Annotated in this window: 1 protein-coding gene; it reads right to left on the minus strand. The window is 49.5% G+C overall.

Annotation, left to right across the window (positions count from 1 at the left end; genetic code table 11):
* A partial coding sequence (locus KDK19_RS19135) for a hypothetical protein (RefSeq protein ID WP_257292636.1) occupies positions 1-1,769 on the minus strand: 1,769 nt, incomplete at both ends.

Consider the following 1,769-nt stretch of genomic DNA (forward strand, 5'->3'; position numbering starts at 1 on the left):
ATAACGACAAAAAGCAATAAAAACAGGCACACGATGACGACAGCTACCCTGCCGCCGTGTTACCAGAAATTCAAAGAAATTGGCATGGCGCTTTGGTTTAGCCTTACCGGAAAACTGTTCGCAATACGCCTTGATCGCTTTGATTCGTTGATCAGTGTCTTTAGCGTCTTTTATGGCCTGCAAAAGCTCCCGTACTTTGGCTGAGCGTTGTTGGTCAATGGTCGTAAACACTTTGTTCAGTACTTTTTTCATGCCTTCTGAACAGTAGGTGTCCAAATCTGTTGCAGGTCGGGTTTGTTTAACACGTGTTTCTTTGCCCGGCTCTCTCGGTTCTACGACATAAGTCACTTTAATAGTCTGGTTGGCTTTGGCCTCAGGAATAGACAGTGTGTGAAGCCCGGTATAGTTGTCCCTGACCAGGGTAAATCGCAAATCGGGTTCTGTACGCAGGGCCACGATATAATCGTTAGCCTTCAGGCTGGGCAATGCATATTGACCGTTGTCCGATGACACGTCCAGGGTTCCCAGCGTTTGATCGCTGGCTAATGTCAATGTCTGGTCACGTCCGGGTAACCGGTCAGGCATGAGGGTTTCGACCCCCCTGATGTGTATATCCTTAAGATTGATCGATTTGATATGACCCTCAGCAGTCACATAAATATCCAGTACTGAGCACCGATACATATGGGAAATATCCTCATACGTATCAAAAATTATATGATCCCCGGACTCTGTAACCTTCCGGGCCTCAAAGTTCGTGCTCCGGTCCAATGCCGGAGCCTCTTTCTCGAGGACTTCAGGATTGTATGGTTCAGGAGCGTTATCACCGTCCACAGCCAGCGCTTTGTTAATATCATCGCCAACCCAATGGTTCGGCAGACCGCTTATCTGATACCAAAACCCAGGCCATAACTGGACGGCATTGGAATTCCATGCGCTTATCCGTTGATCAGCCTCCCGGAGATAAGGCTGGGAAGTCGGCATATTCAGCGTTTGTTCCTCTTCATCCGTCATGGGAAATACGCTATTGGCGTCCACGGTCGTCTGGCCAAAATGACGGTTAAACCAGCTGTGCTGCCAGTGTCGGTACAGTGCCCGGATGAATATATCGTCCGACTCATCCGGCTTCTGGGGAAGACCGGATTTCTGCCACCTGGCCTGAGCCAACTTCGTGATGATTTCTGTTTTGGCTTCTTCTTTATTCAGACGAGTTTTAATACAAATCTCATGGTGTTTTTCATCAATACTGTCGCGATCACTGTGTCGTATAAACCACGGGCGATTAATGCCGGATACCGTTTGGTAGAACCATTGGCTCATTTCAGGATCAAGCGCTCCGTTACCCACCGCAAGAGCCGGTGGCTCTGGCAGTTCCTCCAGTGACAGGTTGGTGGCCATCAGATAAAGCCGGTAGTGCCGATTGAGGCATTGACGAAGTCCGTTTTCAGTAAAATCCCCTGCTCTGATAACGGCCCTGGCCACATTCTGTAAATCAAGACTGGTCGGTTGCAACGGCAGGTTTTTTTGTTGCAGGTAAGTCCTTAATCGACAATGTGCTTCTGTCAGCTTTTTAGCCATGATTTTCCCTTCCGGGGTCTGTGGTAACACTTTCTCAGCAATGGTCTGCAATTCTGCCGGGTTATACTGCCGGATCGGCAAATGTCGGAAACGTCCTTTCAGCGCCGGTGATAAAGGTTTTCGCCCGCTGTACTCCGGTGGGTTGATGGTGGCAAACAGATGGAAGCCCGGGTGGGCGTCACCGGCCAGAA

The organism is Endozoicomonas sp. ONNA1, from assembly GCF_024606325.1.
Lineage (GTDB): Bacteria > Pseudomonadota > Gammaproteobacteria > Pseudomonadales > Endozoicomonadaceae > Endozoicomonas_A.